Origin of the sequence: Pseudomonas bharatica (assembly GCF_048586865.1) — a bacterium.
In the GTDB taxonomy this organism is placed as follows: Bacteria; Pseudomonadota; Gammaproteobacteria; order Pseudomonadales; family Pseudomonadaceae; genus Aquipseudomonas; species Aquipseudomonas bharatica.
The window spans coordinates 49,519-65,444 of the sequence record NZ_JBMAWR010000026.1 but is presented as its reverse complement, the minus strand read 5'-3'; the positions used below and the strand labels follow the sequence as shown (position 1 = coordinate 65,444).

Annotated in this window: 8 protein-coding genes; 6 read left to right on the top strand and 2 right to left on the bottom strand. The window is 65.7% G+C overall.

Annotation, left to right across the window (positions count from 1 at the left end; genetic code table 11):
* Positions 1-12: 12 nt before the first annotated feature.
* The 4 genes from ACKLLE_RS23095 to tadA all read left to right on the top strand — a co-directional run bounded on the left by ACKLLE_RS23095 (position 13) and on the right by tadA (position 5,222).
* Positions 13-2,241, top strand: a complete 2,229-nt coding sequence (locus ACKLLE_RS23095) for a TonB-dependent siderophore receptor (protein WP_420059163.1) — start codon at positions 13-15, stop codon at positions 2,239-2,241.
* Positions 2,241-3,125, top strand: a complete 885-nt coding sequence (locus ACKLLE_RS23090) for an alpha/beta hydrolase (RefSeq protein ID WP_420059162.1) — start codon at positions 2,241-2,243, stop codon at positions 3,123-3,125. Before ACKLLE_RS23095 ends, ACKLLE_RS23090 begins: the two co-directional genes overlap by 1 nt.
* Before the next feature lie 235 nt (positions 3,126-3,360).
* The gene (locus ACKLLE_RS23085; RefSeq protein ID WP_420059161.1) at positions 3,361-4,743 is read left to right on the top strand and encodes a multicopper oxidase family protein; all 1,383 of its coding nucleotides are present in this window, start codon (positions 3,361-3,363) and stop codon (positions 4,741-4,743) included.
* Positions 4,743-5,222, top strand: coding sequence for a tRNA adenosine(34) deaminase TadA (tadA, locus tag ACKLLE_RS23080; RefSeq protein ID WP_064301699.1), 480 nt, complete (start codon positions 4,743-4,745; stop codon positions 5,220-5,222). The genes ACKLLE_RS23085 and tadA overlap by 1 nt, the downstream gene beginning before the upstream one ends.
* Before the next feature lie 143 nt (positions 5,223-5,365).
* Here tadA and mltF read toward each other — a convergent pair whose 3' ends face one another.
* The gene (gene mltF / locus ACKLLE_RS23075; protein WP_064301700.1) at positions 5,366-6,823 is read right to left on the bottom strand and encodes a membrane-bound lytic murein transglycosylase MltF; all 1,458 of its coding nucleotides are present in this window, start codon (positions 6,821-6,823) and stop codon (positions 5,366-5,368) included.
* A 246-nt stretch (positions 6,824-7,069) separates the two neighbouring features.
* Between mltF and purL the strand changes: the two genes are divergently transcribed.
* Together purL and ACKLLE_RS23065 are read left to right on the top strand one after the other, a co-directional pair.
* Entirely contained in the window at positions 7,070-10,966 is a 3,897-nt protein-coding gene (purL, locus tag ACKLLE_RS23070; RefSeq protein WP_420059160.1) for a phosphoribosylformylglycinamidine synthase, read from the top strand.
* 1 nt (position 10,967) lies between these two features.
* Positions 10,968-11,279, top strand: coding sequence for a YqfO family protein (locus tag ACKLLE_RS23065; protein ID WP_420059159.1), 312 nt, complete (start codon positions 10,968-10,970; stop codon positions 11,277-11,279).
* Positions 11,280-11,372: 93 nt separating this feature from the next.
* Here ACKLLE_RS23065 and ACKLLE_RS23060 read toward each other — a convergent pair whose 3' ends face one another.
* Complete coding sequence (locus tag ACKLLE_RS23060) at positions 11,373-15,917, bottom strand: hemagglutinin repeat-containing protein (protein ID WP_420059158.1); 4,545 nt, start codon at positions 15,915-15,917, stop codon at positions 11,373-11,375.
* Positions 15,918-15,926: the final 9 nt, after the last annotated feature.

Sequence of the window (15,926 nt, the reverse complement as noted above, 5' to 3'; positions counted from 1 at the left end):
CGGAGATCGATGATGTCGCCCCGCGCTTTCCCTAGCATTCCCTTCCTGATGTTGTCCGGTTGCCTGTTGTCCACCGCTGTGCAGGCGGCCAACGAGGCCGATGTGGTCGAGCTGCAGCCGCAGAACGTGGTTGCTACCGCACTGGAGGAAACCAAGCAGGCGCCGGGTGTCTCGGTGATCACTGCCGAGGACATCAAGAAGCGCCCGCCGGCCACCGACCTGTCGCAGATCATCCGCACCATGCCGGGGGTCAACCTGACCGGCAACTCTACCAGCGGCCAGCGCGGCAACAACCGGCAGATCGATATCCGTGGCATGGGCCCGGAAAACACCTTGATCCTGGTCGATGGCAAGCCGGTCGGCAGCCGCAGTTCGGTGCGCTACGGCTGGCGCGGCGAGCGCGATTCCCGGGGCGATACCAACTGGGTGCCGGCCGACCAGGTCGAGCGCATCGAGGTCATACGCGGCCCGGCAGCTGCGCGCTACGGTTCCGGGGCCATGGGCGGGGTGGTGAACATCATCACCAAGCAGGCCGGGGCCGAGACCCACGGCGACGTGACGGTGTACCAGAACTTCCCCAGCCACCGCGACGAAGGCGCCAGCAAGCGCATGACCTTCGGCCTCAACGGGCCGCTCACCGACACTCTCAGCTACCGGGTCTACGGCAATGTGGCCAAGACCGACGCCGACGACTGGGACATCAATGCCGGGCATGAATCCGCGCGCACCGGCAACCAGGCCGGTACCCTGCCGGCGGGTCGCGAAGGCGTGCGCAACAAGGACGTCAACGGCCAGTTGAGCTGGCACCTGACACCGGAGCAGACCCTGGAACTGGAAGCGGGCTTCAGCCGCCAGGGCAACCTCTATACCGGCGATACCCAGAACACCAACTCCAACGCCAACGTGAAGAGCATGCTCGGTCACGAGACCAACATCCTCTACCGGGAAAACTACGCCGTGACCCATCGCGGCGACTGGGACTTCGGCAGCACCATGGCCTACCTGCAATACGAGAAGACCCGCAACCAGCGGATCAACGAAGGCCTGGCCGGCGGCACCGAAGGCATCTTCAGCAACACCGACTTCTACACCTCGACCCTGCGCGACCTGACCGCCCACGGCGAAGTGAACCTGCCGCTGCACGCCCTGCGCGACCAGACCCTGACCCTGGGCGCCGAGTGGAGCCAGCAGAAACTCGACGACCCGAGTGCCAACACCCAGACCACCAGCGAAGGCGGCGCGGTCGGCGGGCTGAGCGGTACGGGGCGGGATACCGGCTCCCAGGCGCAGATCTTCTCGCTGTTCGCCGAGGACAATATCGAGCTGCTGCCCGGCACCATGCTCACTCCGGCGCTGCGTTTCGACCACCACAGCGTGGTCGGCGACAACTGGAGCCCGTCGCTCAACCTGTCCCACGCGCTGACCGATACCCTCACCCTGAAAGCCGGTATCGCCCGGGCCTACAAGGCGCCGAACCTGTACCAGCTGAACCCGGACTACCTGCTCTACAGCCGCGGCCAGGGCTGCTATGGGCAGAGCACCAGCTGCTACCTGCAAGGCAACGCCGACCTGAAGGCCGAGACCAGCGTCAACAAGGAACTGGGCATCGAATTCCAGCAGGACGGCTGGGTCGCCGGCCTGACCTACTTCCGCAACGACTACAGGAACAAGATCGAGTCCGGCCTGAGCCCGGTCGGGCAGGCCAGTGGTGGCACCGGCAGCTATGCCAACGCGGCGATCTACCAGTGGGACAACGTGCCCAAGGCACTGGTCGAAGGCCTGGAAGGCACCCTGACCATCCCGCTGACCGAGCAACTGAAGTGGAGCAACAACTTCACCTGGATGCTGCAATCGAAGAACAAGGAAACCGGCGAGACCCTCTCGGTGACGCCGAAGTACACCCTCAACTCGATGCTCGACTGGCAGGCCACCGACGACCTGTCACTGCAGGCCAGCGTTGCCTGGTACGGCAAGCAGACGCCCAAGAAGTATGACTACCACGGCGACCGGGTCACCGGTAACGCCAACAACCAACTGTCGCCGTATGCACTGGTCGGGCTGAGCGGGACTTACGCCTTCAGCAACAACCTGAGCCTGACCACCGGCGTCGACAACCTGTTCGACAAGCGCCTGTTCCGCGAGGGCAACGCCCAGGGCGTGAACAATATCGACGGGGCCGGCGCGGCAACCTACAACGAGCCGGGCCGGACCTTCTACACCAGCCTGACGGCATCGTTCTGATGAATCTGTCGCCATTGTTTCTTGGCCTGCTGTTGGTAGCCGGCAGCGCTGTGGCACGGCCGGAGCCGGAGCAGAAGATGCAGGCTGCGGTGTTGCAGACGCAGGGCGCGGCGTATCGCTTCAGCACCCTTGATCTTGATTCCGCCGATGGCCAGCGGCATTACCGGTTGTGGGTCGGCAAGCCGGCCCGGCCGGCGCCTGCGGCCGGCTACCCGGTGCTGTGGATGCTCGACGGCAATGCCGCGCTCAGTGCACTGGAGCCGGCAGAACTGGAAAGGCTGGCAGGCGGGCAGGCGCCGCTGCTGGTGGCGGTGGGGTACCGGACCGAGCAGCGCATCGAGCGTACTGCCCGGACCCGGGACTACACGCCATGGGTAGCGGGGCTGGAGGCGCAGGTCGATCCGCTGACCGGGCAGCCCAGTGGCGGCGTGGATGCGTTTCTCGATCTGCTGGTCGGGCGCATGCGGCTGGTGGTGGCCGGGGTGGCGCCGATCGATCCTCGGCGGCAGACATTATGGGGCCATTCCTACGGCGGGCTGGCGGTGCTGCATGCGCTGTTTACCCGGCCGGAGGCGTTCAGTGGCTACGCGGCGGCGAGTCCGTCGTTGTGGTGGCGGGACGGTGCAATCGTGGCCGAGGCCGAGGGTTTGGCCGGGCGCCTGGGCGACGCGCGGCCGAGGTTGCTGCTGATGCGCGGTACCGCCGAGCCGGCCCGGCCGCGTGCTCCGGGCGGCGCGGATAACGAAGGGCCGGCGCGGGCGCTGGTGGCGCAATTGCAGCAAGTGCCGGGGCTGGAGGTGAGTTACCAGCGCTTCGAAGGGCTGAACCATGGGCCGATGCTGCCGGCTTCGTTGCATCGGGTGATCGAAGGGATGTTTCACTAGATTTTTCTGTGCTGCTGAGGGCCTCATCGCCGGCAACGCCGGCTCCCACAGGGTCTGGCGGTGCACGCGATACCTGTGGGAGCCGGCGTTGCCGGCGATGAGGCCCTCAAGAGCAACACACTCCTGCGACAAGTCTTCACTTAATATTTCGCAAATGCGGGTGTATCGTATTCGCCCTTCACGCTGGCCCCTGCTGGCCAGTTGCTGTTTCCGCGAAGCCGAGGTGCCTGTCCCGATGTCCTTTACCCGTCGACAAATGCTCAAGGGCCTGACCGGCCTGGTGGTGGTTGGTCTTGGTGCCGGTGGTGCGGCCCGCTACTGGCTGGGCAAGGTCGAGGACGAGAATGCCGGGCACGACTACGAGCTGATCGCTGCGCCGCTGGACGTGGAACTGGTCCCCGGCTTCAAGACCGAGGCCTGGGCCTTCGGGCCGTCCGCGCCCGGTACCGAACTGCGGGTGCGCCAGGGCACCTGGCTGCGGGTGCGCTTCATCAATCACCTGCCGGTTGAAACCACCATCCACTGGCACGGCATCCGCCTGCCCCTGGAAATGGACGGCGTGCCCTATGTCTCGCAGTTGCCGGTCAAGCCCGGCGAGTTCTTCGACTACAAGTTCCGTGTTCCGGACGCCGGCAGCTACTGGTACCACCCCCACGTCAGCAGCAGCGAGGAACTGGGCCGCGGCCTGGTCGGCCCGCTGATCGTCGAGGAACGCGAGCCCACCGGCTTCAAGCATGAACGCACCCTGAGCCTGAAAACCTGGCACGTGGACGAGCAGGGCGCCTTCCTGCCCTTCAGCATCCCCCGCGAGGCCGCGCGCAACGGCACCGCCGGGCGCTTGATCACCATCAATGGCAAGGCCGACGCCGTGACCGAACTGCCCGCCGGCCAGGTGGTGCGGGTGCGCCTGCTCAACCTGGACAACACCTGGACCTATCGCCTGAACCTCAAGGGCAATTGCGAGGCGATGGTCTATGCGCTGGACGGCAATCCCGTCACCCCGCGGCCGCTGGAAGACGAGTACTGGCTCGGCCCGGGCATGCGCATCTGCCTGGCGATCCGCATTCCCGAGCCCGGCGAGGACATTTCCCTGCGCGATGGTTTCGTCCGTCTCGGCACCCTGCGCTCGGTGGCCAGCGCCGACAAGCCCGGTGACTGGCCGCCCGCGTTGCCGGCCAACCCCATCGCCGAGCCGGACCTGGAGAATGCCGAAAAGCTCAACTTCAATTTCGAATGGGCGGGCAAGGTCTCGGTGAACACCGACAACGGACGCCCGCCGAGCCTCTGGCAGATCAACGGCCAGGCCTGGGACATCACCGACAAGACCTGCGCCGACCGCCCCATCGCCACCTTGCAGAAGGGCAAGAGCTACATCTTCGAGCTGAAGAACATGACCCAGTACCAGCACCCGATCCATCTGCACGGCATGAGCTTCAAGGTGATCGCCTCGAACCGCCGGCAGATCGTCGAGCCCTGGTTCACCGACACCTACCTGCTGGGCAGGAACGAACGTGCCCAAGTGGCGCTGGTGGCGGATAACCCGGGGACCTGGATGTTCCACTGCCATGTCATCGACCACATGGAAACCGGCCTGATGGCCGCGATCGCGGTGGCCTGATGCGACCACGGATCATCGATCGCAGCCGCGACCAGGAATTCATGCGCCTGGCCCTGGAGCTGGCGGCGCAAGGCGCGGCGCTCGGCGAGGTGCCGGTGGGCGCGGTGCTGGTGCAGCACGGGCAGGTACTGGGGCAGGGTTTCAACCGGCCGATCACCGACAGCGACCCCAGTGCCCATGCGGAAATGGTCGCCATTCGTGCCGCGGCCAGGGCAGCGAGCAACTACCGCCTGCCCGGCAGCACCCTGTATGTCACCCTCGAACCCTGCAGCATGTGCGCCGGGCTCATCGTGCATTCACGGGTCGAGCGGGTGGTCTACGGCGCGCTGGAGCCGAAGGCGGGGATCGTGCAGAGCCAAGGGCAGTTCTTCACCCAGGGCTTTCTCAACCATCGGGTGATCTACGAAGGTGGGGTGCTGGCGGAGGAGTGCGGGGCGATTCTCAGCGAGTTCTTCAAGGCGCGCCGCGCAAAGGCCTGATTCAGCGCGTACCCTATGGGGTTTTAACCGCGATTGCGGTGGTGCGGCCACGAGAGTAATCGCGGGTGAACCCGCTCCCACAGGTTTCCTCGGCCAGCCGTAGATTTTGTGTTCGACAGCGTCACAGTGGGAGTCCGTGTCGCTCAGAGCTGAGGACTCTGCTCCGCCGGCTTGTCCTTGTTCACCCCCGGCACATGCAGGTTGCCCTCGGCGACCTGGCCTTCCAGTTGCGGCTGGGTCACCCAGGTGAGGATGTCGTAGTAGCGGCGGATGTTGGCGACGAAATGCACCGGCTCGCCGCCGCGGGCGTAGCCGTACTTGGTCTTGCTGTACCACTTCTTCTGCGCCAGGCGCGGCAGCATTTTCTTCACGTCCAGCCAGCGATTCGGGTTCAGGCCCTCGCGCTCGGCCAGCTTGCGCGCGTCATCCAGGTGGCCGCTGCCGACGTTGTAGGCGGCAAGGGCGAACCAGGTGCGGTCCGGTTCCTTGATCGAGTCGTCGAGCTGGTCCTTCACATAGGTGAAGTACTTGGCGCCGCCGCGGATGCTCTGCACCGGGTCGAGGCGGTTGGACACGCCCATGGCCTGGGCCGTGCGCTGGGTCAGCATCATCAGGCCGCGCACGCCGGTCTTGGAGGTGACCTCCGGTTGCCACATCGATTCCTGGTAGCCGATGGCCGCGAGCAGGCGCCAGTCCACCTGTTCCTGCTTGGCCGAGTTGCGGAAATGCTTTTCGAAACGTGGCAGGCGCTCCTGCAGGTGCTGGGCGAAGGTGTAGGCGCCGACGTAGCCGAGTACATCGACATGGCCGTAATAGCGATCCTTCAGGCGCTGCAGGGTCCCGTTCTTCTCGACCTTGTCGAGGAAGGCGTTGATCTCGTTGAGCAGGCTGGCGTCTTCGCCGGCGGCCACGGCCCAGCGCTGGTCGCGGGCATCGCCCAGGTCGAAGGCGACGCGCACGTTGGGGAAGTACACCTGGTTCATCGCCAGCTCGTTGGAGTCCACCAGGGTCAGGTCGATCTGGCCTTCATCGACCATGCGCAGCAGGTCGACCACTTCTACCTGGTCCGACTCCTCGTATTCCAGGCCGGGGTATTGCTTCTTCAGGTCCGCCAGCTGTTCGGCATGGCTGCTGCCCTTGAGCACCATGATGCGCTTGCCCACCAGGCCGGCGGCATTGGTGGGCCGGGTCTTGCCGTTGCGGTAGATGACCTGCGGGGTGACTTCCAGGTAGGGGTGGGAGAAGCGTGCCTGGGTCTTGCGCTGCTCGCTGCTGACCAGGCCGGCGGCGGCCAGCACCGGGCCGTTGGGCTGGCCGAGCCGGGTGAAGATATCGTCGAGGTTGTCGGCGGTCTCGATCTGCAGTTCGACGCCCAGGTCGTCGGCGAAACGCTTGACCAGCTCGTACTCGAAACCGGTTTCGCCGTTGCGGTCCTGGAAATAGGTGGCCGGGCTGTTGCGGGTTATCACCCGCAATACACCATCCTCCTTGATGCGTTCGAGGGTGCTGGGTTTTTCAACGCAGGCACCGAGCATCAGGAAGAGTCCTAGTGCGACGAGCCATTGGGCGCATCGCTGGCGCAGAACGGAGTGGGCAGACATAAGGTGCAGTATACGCAAAGGGCCTGCCGCGCCATATCTCGACAACAGATGGCTTGTCTGCTATCGCCCGCCGTGCTTGCGACTTTTCACCGCACTTCGGTCCCCCGGCGAAAGCGCCGACACGCCTGGAATGCGCTTGCCGACATGCGGATGGGCACGGATGCAGCGTTTCGGGTGCCTGACGCATCGGTTTAGGCTAGAATGCACGGCCTCCAAGCACACCCCCTTCTTGAGGCTGTCCCGACGATGTTGATCCTGCGCGGCGCTCCTGCCCTTTCTGCCTTTCGCCACGGTAAATTACTCGAGCAACTGAGCCAGAAAGTCCCCGCTGTTAATGGTTTGTACGCTGAATTCGCTCATTTCGCCGAAGTTGACGGCGATCTGACCGCCGACCAACAGCAAGTGCTTGCGCGCCTGCTCAAGTACGGCCCGAGCGTCCCGGTGCAGGAGCCTGCCGGTCGCCTGTTCCTGGTCATGCCGCGTTTCGGCACCATCTCGCCCTGGTCGAGCAAGGCCAGCGACATCGCCCACAACTGCGGCCTGGAAGTCGTTCGTCGCCTGGAGCGCGGCATCGCCTACTACGTTGCCGGTGAACTGAGCGATGCCGACGCCGCCAGCGTCGCCGAGCTGCTGCACGACCGCATGACCCAGATCGTGCTGGGCAGGCTGGAAGAGGCCGCCGGCCTGTTCAGCCACGCCGAGCCCAAGCCGCTGACCGCCGTGGACATCCTCGGTGGCGGTCGCGCCGCGCTGGAAAAGGCCAACGTCGAGCTGGGCCTGGCCCTGGCCGAAGACGAGATCGATTATCTGGTCAATGCCTTCCAGGGCCTCAAGCGCAACCCGCACGACATCGAACTGATGATGTTCGCCCAGGCCAACTCCGAGCACTGCCGTCACAAGATCTTCAACGCCAGTTGGGATATCGACGGCGAGAGCCAGGAAAAAAGCCTGTTCGGCATGATCAAGAACACCTACCAGATGCACAGCGAAGGCGTGCTGTCCGCCTACAAGGACAACGCCTCGGTGATCGTCGGTTCCGTGGCCGGGCGCTTCTTCCCGAACCCTGAAACCCGCCAGTACGGCGCGGTGCAGGAGCCGGTGCACATCCTGATGAAGGTCGAGACCCACAACCACCCGACCGCCATTGCCCCGTTCCCGGGTGCTTCCACCGGCTCCGGCGGCGAGATCCGCGACGAAGGCGCCACCGGCCGCGGTGCCAAGCCAAAGGCCGGCCTGACCGGTTTCACCGTGTCCAACCTGCGCATCCCGGGCTTCGAACAGCCGTGGGAAAAGCCGTACGGCAAGCCCGAGCGCATCGTCGACGCCCTGGACATCATGATCGAAGGGCCGCTGGGCGGCGCCGCGTTCAACAACGAGTTCGGCCGTCCGGCGCTGACCGGTTACTTCCGTACCTTCGAGCAGTCCATCAGCACCCCTCATGGCGACGAAGTGCGCGGCTACCACAAGCCGATCATGCTCGCCGGCGGCATGGGCAACATCCGTGAAGAGCACGTGCAGAAGGGTGAAATCACCGTCGGCGCCAAGCTGATCGTCCTCGGCGGCCCGGCCATGCTGATCGGCCTGGGCGGCGGTGCGGCCTCGTCCATGGCCACCGGCGCCAGCTCCGCCGACCTCGACTTCGCTTCGGTGCAGCGGGAAAACCCGGAAATGGAGCGTCGTTGCCAGGAAGTCATCGACCGTTGCTGGCAACTGGGCGACAAGAACCCGATCGCCTTCATCCATGACGTCGGTGCCGGCGGCATTTCCAACGCCTTCCCCGAGCTGGTCAACGATGGCGGCCGCGGTGGTCGCTTCGAACTGCGCAATGTGCCGAACGACGAGCCGGGCATGGCCCCGCACGAAATCTGGAGCAACGAGTCCCAGGAACGCTACGTGCTGGCCGTCAGCGCGGTCGATTTCGAGCGCTTCCAGGCCATCTGCGAACGCGAGCGCTGCCCGTTCGCGGTGGTCGGCGAGGCCACCGAAGAGCCGCAACTGACCGTTACCGACAGCCACTTCGGCAATACTCCGGTGGACATGCCGCTGGAAGTGCTGCTGGGCAAGCCGCCGCGCATGCACCGTTCGGTCACCCGCGAAGCCGAGCTGGGCGATGATTTCGACCCGTCGAAGCTTGAACTGGCCGACTCCATCGAGCGCGTCCTGCGTCATCCGGCCGTGGCCAGCAAGAGCTTCCTGATCACCATCGGCGACCGCACCATTACCGGCCTGGTCGCTCGCGACCAGATGGTCGGCCCATGGCAGGTCCCGGTGGCCGACTGCGCCGTCACCGCCACCAGCTTCGACGTCTACACCGGCGAATCCATGGCGATGGGCGAGCGCACTCCGCTGGCCCTGCTCGACGCTCCGGCGTCCGGGCGCATGGCGATCGGCGAGACCCTGACCAACATGGCCGCCTCGCGCATCGAGAAACTCTCGGATATCAAGCTGTCGGCCAACTGGATGTCGGCTGCCGGCCACCCGGGTGAAGACGCCCGTCTGTACGACACCGTCAAGGCCGTGGGCATGGAACTCTGCCCCGAGCTGGGCCTGACCATCCCGGTGGGCAAGGACTCCATGTCCATGAAGACCCGCTGGAGCGACGAAGGCGCCGAGAAGACCGTGACCTCGCCGCTGTCGCTGATCGTTACCGGCTTCGCGCCGGTGGTCGATGTGCGCAAGACCCTCACGCCAGAGCTGCGCATGGACAAGGGCGAAACCGACCTGATCCTGATCGACCTGGGCCGCGGGCAGAACCGCATGGGGGCTTCGATCCTCGCCCAGACCCACGGCAAGCTCGGTGCCCAGGCCCCGGACGTCGATGATGCCGAAGACCTGAAAGCCTTCTTCGCCGTGATCCAGGGCCTCAACGCCGATGGTCACCTGCTGGCCTACCACGACCGTTCCGATGGCGGCATGCTGGTCAGCGCCCTGGAAATGGCCTTCGCCGGGCACTGCGGCCTGAACCTGACCCTCGACACCCTGGCCGACAGCCGCGACGACGTCGCCGCCGTGCTGTTCAACGAAGAGCTGGGTGCGGTGATCCAGGTTCGCCAGGACGCCACTCCGGACGTGCTGGCGCAATTCAGCGCCGCCGGCCTGGGCGACTGCGTCGCGGTGATCGGCAAGCCGGTCAACAACGGCGAAGTGGCCATCAGCCTGAACGGCGAGATGCTCTTCGACGGCGACCGTCGCCTGCTGCAACGCGTCTGGGCCGAAACCAGCTACCAGATCCAGCGCCTGCGCGACAACGCCCAGTGTGCCGACCAGGAATTCGACCTGCTGCTGGAAGAAGAAAACCCGGGCCTGAGCGTCAAGCTGGGCTTCGACGTCAACCAGGACATCGCCGCGCCTTATATCAAGAAGGGCGTGCGTCCACAGGTTGCCGTACTGCGCGAGCAGGGCGTCAACGGCCAGGTGGAGATGGCTGCGGCGTTCGACCGCGCCGGCTTCAATGCGATCGACGTGCACATGAGCGATATCCTCGCCGGCCGCGTCGACCTCAACGCGTTCAAGGGCCTGGTGGCCTGCGGTGGCTTCTCCTACGGCGACGTCCTCGGCGCCGGTGAGGGCTGGGCCAAGTCGGCGCTGTTCAACGCCCGCGCCCGCGATGCCTTCCAGGGCTTCTTCGAGCGTACCGACAGCTTCGCCCTCGGCGTGTGCAACGGTTGCCAGATGATGTCCAACCTGCACGAGCTGATCCCGGGCACCGAATACTGGCCGCACTTCGTGCGCAACCGCTCGGAGCAGTTCGAGGCCCGTGTCGCCATGGTCGAGGTACAGAAGTCCAACTCGATCTTCCTGCAGGGCATGGCCGGTTCGCGCATGCCGATCGCCATCGCCCACGGCGAAGGCCATGCCGAGTTCTCCAGCGAGCAAGCCCTGCTCGAAGCCGACCTGTCCGGCTGCGTGGCGCTGCGCTTCGTCGATAACCACGGCAAGGTCACCGAGCGCTACCCGGCCAACCCGAACGGCTCGCCGCGCGGGATCACCGGCCTGACCAGCCGCGACGGTCGCGTCACCATCATGATGCCGCACCCCGAGCGGGTGTTCCGTGCGGTGCAGAACTCCTGGCGTCCGGACGACTGGAGCGAGGACGCCGGCTGGATGCGCATGTTCCGCAATGCGCGGGTCTGGGTGAACTGAGTTGTACAAACTCGCGTTCTTTGTCCCGCCAAGCCACCTCGACACGGTCAAGCAGGCCGTGTTCGAGGCCGGTGGCGGGCGGATCGGCGACTACGACTGCTGTGCCTGGCAGGTGCTGGGCCAGGGCCAGTTCCGCCCGCTGGACGGCGCAACGCCGTTCATCGGGCAGAGCGGGGTGGTCGAGTCGGTGGAGGAATGGCGGGTGGAACTGGTGGTGGCGGACGAGCTGATTCACCAGGTCGTTGGCGCGCTGAAGCACAGCCATCCCTATGAAACCCCGGCCTACGAGGCCTGGAAGCTCGCTGATCTCTGAAGGCTGCACGCGTCCCCTGTGGGAGCGGGTTCACCCGCGATTGCGATGGTGAATTCACTACCGTAATCGCGGGTGAACCCGCTCCCACAGAGGTTAGTGTTGTCCCTTCTTGCTGGTTACATTCGACCCAACGCTAACCTCCCGATCATGCCCCCCGGTCCTGAACAGCCCCAGGTCCACCGAAGCATCCCCATCCTCCAGTCCCATCGCACTCTCCTTGTAGGTCTTCACCAGATCCTCTCCCAACTCCACCGGAGCATTGGACAGATTGGTCCCTACCACCCGCCGGTAATCCCGTCCGCTCAGCGTTTCCTTGCTGACTTGCCCGCTGCCCAGTTCGACCTCACCCTTCGGCGCCCGCAGATCCGCACCCTTCAGGTGTACATCACCCGCGACCTCCAGATTGATCCCGTCTCGCCCGACCAGCCGGCTCGGCTCGGCAATGCTGTCGAGCTTGCGATGATCCACCTTCAGGTCCAGCGTTGGTGAAAAGCCCGGATCGACCTTCTGCACCGCCGACCCGACGCTCTTCTCCGCCTTGGCGCCCAGCGGCCCGCTGAACGACTTCACCGCATTGAGATAGCCCTGGGGATTCTTCTCCTGGCTCAGTCGTGCATCCACCTCGACTTTCAGGCCATTGACCCTATCCATCTGGCTCGCCACCAACAGGTCGCCGCCGATCTGGCCGTCGATGCGCCCGGCGTTCACGCGCACGCCCTTGAGTTGCATATCGTTGAGGCTGTCGAGGCTGAGCCGCTGCCCGGTCAGCTCGCTGTTGAGATGGCGCAGGCTGTCCAGTTGGTCCAGGGCGACCTGTGCCCGGCCGTGCAGGGCCTGCTTGTTATCGGCCTTGACCTCGGCGGGCGTCCTTGAGAACCCGGCACCGACCGTGAGCTTGAGATTGTCGCGTTTTTCCAGGTTCTGCCCCGACTCGGCCAGGACCCCGCCGTTCTCCGCCGAAACGATGATCTCCTTGGCCGAAGCCTTGACCCCTTGCAGGTGAATGGCCTGCTCGCTGCTGTCCTGGCTTTTCAAGGTCAAGGTGTTTTCTGCAGTCAGGACTGCGCCGGTGGCGGTGCTGCTGGTTTCATCCACCCGACCTGTCTCGAAGTGCCCGCCCAGCCCGCCACCGTGGCCGGCGTCGGCTTTCTTGACCAGCACTTCAGCGCCGCCACCGATGTTGCTGCCGGTCGCCCGATGGGTGTCAGTGGCAGCCAGCACGTTCAGCGTACCCTGCGCGTCCAGGACGATATCCGCAGGCTTGGCCTTCGGATCACCAATGCGCGTACCGACCAGGGCCATTTCGCCAGCGGATTTCAACTGCACCACGCCCTCCGTATCGATACTGCCGACCCGCGCCTGGCTGTCGCTGCTGTCGAGCTGCTTGTGGTCGAGATAGCCACGCAGCTCCAGGGCGCTGCCGCCCGGGGTGTTGCCGGCCTTGACCCAGCCGCTGCCGTCGGTCTGGCGCAGGCTGAGGGACTGACGGTCACTGGCCTGGGCGAAGGTCAGGTCGCCACCGGCCTCGACCGTTACCGCGCCCTTGCCGCCATTGAACGCGGTGCCTTCATAGGTCCCGTCGCTGCCCAGCTGGACCTGGATGCCCTGCTGGCCATACAGGCTGCCGGGCTGCGCAGTGATGCTCTGCGTCGTGCTGTCCAGCGAGCCGCCCTTGCCGGACAGGCGCACGGCGATGTCCTTGCCGGTGGCGGTTTCCACCCGCGCGGCGCCGCTGACGTCCAGGCGCTTCACCGTTTCCCGCGTGCTGTCCTGAGCTGCCGCGAATTGATGGTCCTGCACGTCGATCCGCACCTGTCCATTGCTGGCGTTGTACCGGGTGCCGGTGTCGTTCAGGGTGTCGGCCTTGACCTGGATGGCGCCGGCGCCCAGTTCGCTGACCGTGGCCGTTCCCGTGCGGCGGGTTTGCTGGCGGTTGAGATGGTCCAGCGACACGTCCACGCCCAGCGTCGGCGGGGCCAGGGCATCTTCCACCGAGCCTTGCTGGAAGCGCGCGGCCTCATTGCCGGTCCCCAGGTTCTCGATGGGCCGGGTCAGGTCGCGGACCTCCAGGCTCACGCCGGCGCGCCCGCTCCAGTCCTGGTTGCCTTCACGCACCTCGTGGACCTTGGCGGTCGCGCGGTTCTCCACCTGTTGGGCGTCCACCAGCAGCGTGCCACCTGCCTCGACCTTGGCCGCCTCATTGACCAGCGCCGGCGTCTTGATGCGGATATCGCCCGGAGCCTTCAGCTCGCTGGAGAGCGGATCCAGATTGATTTCCTCGCGGGTCTGCCGCTGATGGAAACCCTCGGGGCCGCTGCCGATGCGGTCCATGCCGCCGGTCACGCCGATGCCTCCGCCAACACTTGTGTCGCTGCGCTTGCGGGTCTGCTGGTTGCTCTGCGCGCCAAGGCTGACCTGCTGGCCATCGATCAGAAGGGCGCCCTGGCTGGCGGTGAGCTTCGAACTGTCGATCGCCACCGAGGCCTTGCCGTCGATCGCGATGTTGCCGGCGCTCAGTTGGCTGGGCGTGAGGGTGGTGGTGCTGTCGCTGCTGTCCTTGTGGGTCAGTTGGTAGCCTGCTGCAGCCCGGTACTGTTTCGAGCCCGGTTTGCCATCCGCGGCCTGCTGGGTCTCGCCGGCATTGGCATAGAAGCCGCGCGCCGACTCCTGGCTGGTGTCGAGGCGGGTTTCGCTGGCGGCGCTGATGTTCACGTCCTTCGTCGCCTCCAGTTTCAGGTCGCCGCCGGCCTGCAGTTTTGCGCCGATCACCTTCAGCTCATCGGCGCTGGCCAGGCGCAGGTTGCTGTCGGAGGCGACATCGCTGACCAGCACCGAGCTGCCGCTCTGCTGGCGCTCGCTGCCGTTCTTGATCAGGCCGAAGACCTTGCTGCCGCTGTGCTGGCTGCTACGCGCCGATGTGTCATAGGCAGGCTCGACGTTGAGCGCCGCCTTCTGGCTGACCAGCAGGGCGTCATCCTTGCTGGCGATGCGGCTGCCACTGACCTGGACCTGGTCGGCGACCACGGTCAGGGCGCCGCCGGAAACCACCTGGCTGCCGAGATTGCGGGTGTCGCCGCCCTGGCCGTTGTCGTGCGTGCCGAAGAAGCTGCCGGAAACCAGGTCGCCGCGGTACTGCTTGTTGCTTTCGCTGCGGTCCTGGCGTTCGCTGGTGATGTCCAACTGCGGCGCTTGCAGGGTCATGTCCTTGCCGCTGCGCAGGGTGCTGCCGGCCACACGCATTTCATCGCCGGCCTGCAGCTTCACCTTGCGCCCGGACAGCTCGCTGGGCAATGCGCTCTCGCGGTATTCACGGCTGTCCTTGTCGCCGCGCCAGAGGTGCTTGCGGTGGCGGACGGTTTCGTCGACGCGGACGCTTTCCAGCCCTGCACCGATATCCAGGCGGCCGCCGCTGCGCACGTCGAGGTCGCCGCCGGCCTTGACCTTGGCATTGCGCATCTGCAGGTCGGTGCCGGCCTGCAGGTCGATGCCGCTGCTGGAGGCCAGCTGGCTGCCGAGGTCCTTGCGCGTCGTGGTGGTGCGTTTGCGCTCGTAGGTCTCGGTAGTGACGAACCACCACTTCTTCTCGCGTTGCTCGTTTTCCTGCTTGATCTTCTCGCGGGTCTTGCTGTCGAGGACCAGGCGCTTGCCGGCCCGCCCTTCGACCCTGGTCGCGCTGGCGTCGATGGCGGTAAGGCGCAGGTCGTCCGTGGCGTCGAGTTCCAGCTTGCCCTTGCCGGCATCCAGGCGGCTTTGCCGGCGGGCGTTGCCGCTGATGTCGAGGTCACCGGCCGACTTCACGCTGATACCGTCACGGGCGGTCAGCGACGGCGCGGCGATACGCACCCCGGCGCCTTGGGCGGTGCTGATGATACGAATGCGTCCGGCGCTCATGGCGCCGAACAGGTTGGCGTCGATGCTCCCCGGTGTGCCCGGGAGGTGCTCGACGATCTGCCCGCTGGCGTGATCGATACGGTTGCGACCGGCGATCACGTCGAGGTCGCCCTTGGCATCCAGCAGGCCAGCGCTTTCGATGCGCGGGGCGATCAGGGCCAGCGCGCCTTCGGTAGTGCTTGCGCCGCGGACGCCGACGTTCAGTTCGCCAGCGCCAGTGCGGCTGTCGAGTTCACTCAGGCGCCCGTCCTCGATCATTGGGCGGCCCACCAGCAGCCCGGCCTTGGTGGTGTTGATGAAGCTGCCGCCATTGATGGTGATGCCGTTGGGGTTGGCGAGGATATAGTCCGCGGGGCGTCCAAAGATTTCCTGGGGACCTTCGATCACCGAGGACTTGCGGCTGATCACCTCGTTGAGGATGGTCGAGGCAGCCTGGCCCTGGAACTGCGGGTTGGCCCCCAGTTTTCCCGCGAGCTGCGACTGACCGGCCTCGAGGGCATTGTTCAGCACTACCCCGGGCTGGCCGACGTTGTAGTCGAGGAACTGGTTGTGCGACAGGCCGCTGGCCGAAGGCGCGACGATATCGATCACCGGTACGCCGTTTTGCGGGTTGATCGTCGGGGTGCCAGCGGGGCCGCTGGCAGGTTGCAGGGCCGGGTTGGCGAGGGCGCCAACTGGGGCCAGCAGGCTGGCGGTGATGGCCAGGCGCAGCAGGTTGGGGGTAAAGCAGGGTTGGGCTTGTTTCACGGTGCGGTC

Coding starts and splice junctions, on each gene's coding strand:
- ACKLLE_RS23095 (WP_420059163.1), top strand. CDS start 13: ATGTCGCCCCGCGCTTTCCCTAGCATTCCCTTCCTGATGTTGTCCGGT.
- ACKLLE_RS23090 (WP_420059162.1), top strand. CDS start 2,241: ATGAATCTGTCGCCATTGTTTCTTGGCCTGCTGTTGGTAGCCGGCAGC.
- ACKLLE_RS23085 (WP_420059161.1), top strand. CDS start 3,361: ATGTCCTTTACCCGTCGACAAATGCTCAAGGGCCTGACCGGCCTGGTG.
- tadA (WP_064301699.1), top strand. CDS start 4,743: ATGCGACCACGGATCATCGATCGCAGCCGCGACCAGGAATTCATGCGC.
- mltF (WP_064301700.1), bottom strand. CDS start 6,823: ATGTCTGCCCACTCCGTTCTGCGCCAGCGATGCGCCCAATGGCTCGTC.
- purL (WP_420059160.1), top strand. CDS start 7,070: ATGTTGATCCTGCGCGGCGCTCCTGCCCTTTCTGCCTTTCGCCACGGT.